Here is a 2,593-nt window from a genome sequence, read left to right as displayed (position 1 = left end):
GGGCGATGAAGCCAAAGCCGGTGGCAAGCCCCGACGCGGCGATGCCGACGGCCAAAAGCGCGCCGACGACGATCACCGAGGAGATCGCGTTGGTCACCGCCATCAACGGCGTGTGCAAGGCCGGCGTCACCTGCCAGACAACGTAATAGCCAACGAAGATCGCCAAAACGAAGATGGCGAAGCGGAAGACGAACGGGTCGATCGCTCCACCCGACAGTGCGTGCGCCGCACCACCGGCGGCCTCGGCCGCATTTTGAGCGGTGGCGAGATCCTGGACACCGAGCCGGACGGCACCAACCGCCTGGTCGAGCTGGTCGAGGGCTTTTTGAAGACCTTCCATCATGCGTCTCCCTGAGATGACTTCTTCGACGTCTTGGGCTGAGCCGGCTTCTTCACGGCAGCCGGTTTTGCGGACGCAGCCTTTTCAGGCGCGGCCTTCTCAGCCGCTGCGCTGGCGAAGTTGGGGTGAACCACGCGGCCGGCATCGGTCAGCATCGTTGCCTTGACCAGCTCGTCGTCGCGGTTGATGGCAATCTGCTTCGAGGCCTTGTCGACCATGGTCTCGAGGAAGGCGAACAGGTTCTTGGCATAAAGCAGCGAGGCGGACGCCGCGACACGGCCCGGCACGTTGAGGTGGCCGACGATCTTGACGCCATTGGCGGTGGTGACGACCTTGCCGGGCACAGCACCTTCGACATTGCCGCCGCGTTCGACGGCGAGATCGACAAGCACCGAACCCGGCTTCATCGAGGCGACCATCTGGGCTGACACCAATTTTGGCGCCGGACGGCCCGGGATGAGTGCGGTGGTGATGACGATGTCTTGCTTGGCGATATGCTCGGCGGTCAGCGCCGCCTGCTTGGCCTGGTACTCCTTGGACATCTCCTTGGCGTAGCCGCCAGCGGTTTCGGCGGCCTTGAATTCCTCGTCCTCGACGGCGAGGAATTTTGCGCCGAGCGAGGCGACCTGCTCCTTGACCGCCGGACGCACGTCGGTGGCGGTGACGATCGCACCCATGCGCCGCGCAGTCGCAATCGCCTGCAGGCCGGCAACACCGACACCCATGATGAACACTTTCGCCGCCGGCACGGTGCCGGCCGCCGTCATCATCATCGGCAAGGCGCGGTCATATTCGCCCGCGCCGTCGATCACCGCCTGGTAGCCGGCAAGGTTTGCCTGCGACGACAACACGTCCATCACCTGGGCGCGCGTGATGCGCGGCATCAGTTCCATGGCAAACGCCGTCACACCGGCCTTGGCCATCGCTGAGACCGCAGCATCATTGCCATAGGGGTCCATGATGGCGAGCACGGCCGCACCTGGCTTGTAACCCTTGAGCTCGGCGTCGCTGGGCCGCCTGACCTTCAGCACGACATCGGCGCGTCCCGCATCGACAGCCTTGCCGATGACAGCACCGACAGCAGTGAAATCGGCATCGGGAATGCGCGACAAGGTCCCTGCCCCTGTCTCGACAACCACGTCAAAACCAAGCCCCACCAGGCGTTTCACCGTATCCGGCGAAGCCCCAACACGGGTTTCAATCAACTCAAGCTCTTTGGGGATGAATATCGTCTGGCCCACCGTCACGTCCTTTCGGTTGGAACCTTACCAAACGTAAAGCGCCGGACGCACAAAGACGCGTCGGCGCCTTACCAACGAAATCTACTTTGGATACTGACGGAGAAGCCGCCGACGCACCCGAAGCCACAATCTTATAAGGACCATGCCTTGCCAGTCACTACACCGGCAAGGCTATTGCACGGAGCCGCTTTTGGTCCACGTTCTTCTAACGAAGGTCGTCTGTTTATCTCCGGCCCAAATTGACCGGAACCAAAACWGACGCTGGAGCCCGCGGCTGCGTAGAAATGTCAGCGAATATGTGTCGGTACGTCGCGCAGCAGGAAACCGCCGACGGCGCAGATGATCAGGAACAGCACCACGCTGGAGAAAAATCCAGCAGGGGTGAAGAACCCAAAGGCCATGGCGATCATCAGCGCAACGCAAGCCAGCGTGCTGTATTTGGACAGCGTAATGAACATCGAATAGGTTTTCTCGTGCTCGGCGTAGTCCATCTGCGCGCCAAGTTCGATCGGGCCGGTCGGCGTATTATCAGCCATGAGAGTCCCCTCCGGAAAACGAGTTCAAGGGCACATACCTAAATGCGCGCTGCAGGGCAATGGAAAGATTGCCCCTTTGGCTGCGACAAGATTATCAATCCCCAGCAGGGAAATCTTGGCTCATTTGATGAACCGGCGCGTTCTGGTGCCGCAGGAAAACACAACCCTAGTTCTTGCACGCCTCGTTGAGTGGCCACGGCGCGTGGGCCTCGGCGAATTTGCCGGCTTCCAGCTCGACCAGCGGCGCAATCATCTCGGCGTCAGCGGTCAAAAGATGGGATGTCTTGACGAACTTGGCGCCGTCCCATTCCAGCATCCACGCCCCGCCATGGCCGGCATGGTTGGTGCAGGAAGTCGCGAACGGACCGATCATGCCGGTCATGCCGAGCGACGCCAGCCTGGCGTCGTCGATCTTGAGGTTCTCGAGGCCCCAGCGCATCTGCTCGCCATTGATTAGCCTGATGTCGAAATGCTCC

General features: G+C 61.4%; 3 protein-coding genes and 1 pseudogene. All 4 read right to left on the bottom strand.

The annotated features are described in order from the left end of the window. Nucleotides 1–343: NAD(P) transhydrogenase subunit alpha part 2 (locus AC1DUU_RS29050; RefSeq protein ID WP_476786788.1), on the bottom strand; the 343-nt coding region annotated here is incomplete at its 3' end. Continuing rightward, on the bottom strand, nt 340–1,581 hold the full coding sequence (locus AC1DUU_RS29045) for a Re/Si-specific NAD(P)(+) transhydrogenase subunit alpha (protein WP_476786787.1): 1,242 nt from the start codon (nt 1,579–1,581) through the stop codon (nt 340–342). The genes AC1DUU_RS29045 and AC1DUU_RS29050, both read right to left, overlap by 4 nt. Before the next feature lie 287 nt (nt 1,582–1,868). After that, nucleotides 1,869–2,117, bottom strand: a complete 249-nt coding sequence (locus tag AC1DUU_RS29040) for an aa3-type cytochrome c oxidase subunit IV (protein ID WP_476786786.1) — start codon at nt 2,115–2,117, stop codon at nt 1,869–1,871. 166 nt (nt 2,118–2,283) lie between these two features. Beyond that, a pseudogene (locus tag AC1DUU_RS29035) lies at nt 2,284–2,593 on the bottom strand (ABC transporter substrate-binding protein); the annotation flags it as partial.

The sequence above is a fragment of the Aminobacter sp. P4_H6_2 genome, from assembly GCF_056400805.1.
The sequence above is the reverse complement of the archived record's forward strand: the minus strand, read 5'-3'. Positions and strand labels throughout refer to the sequence as shown.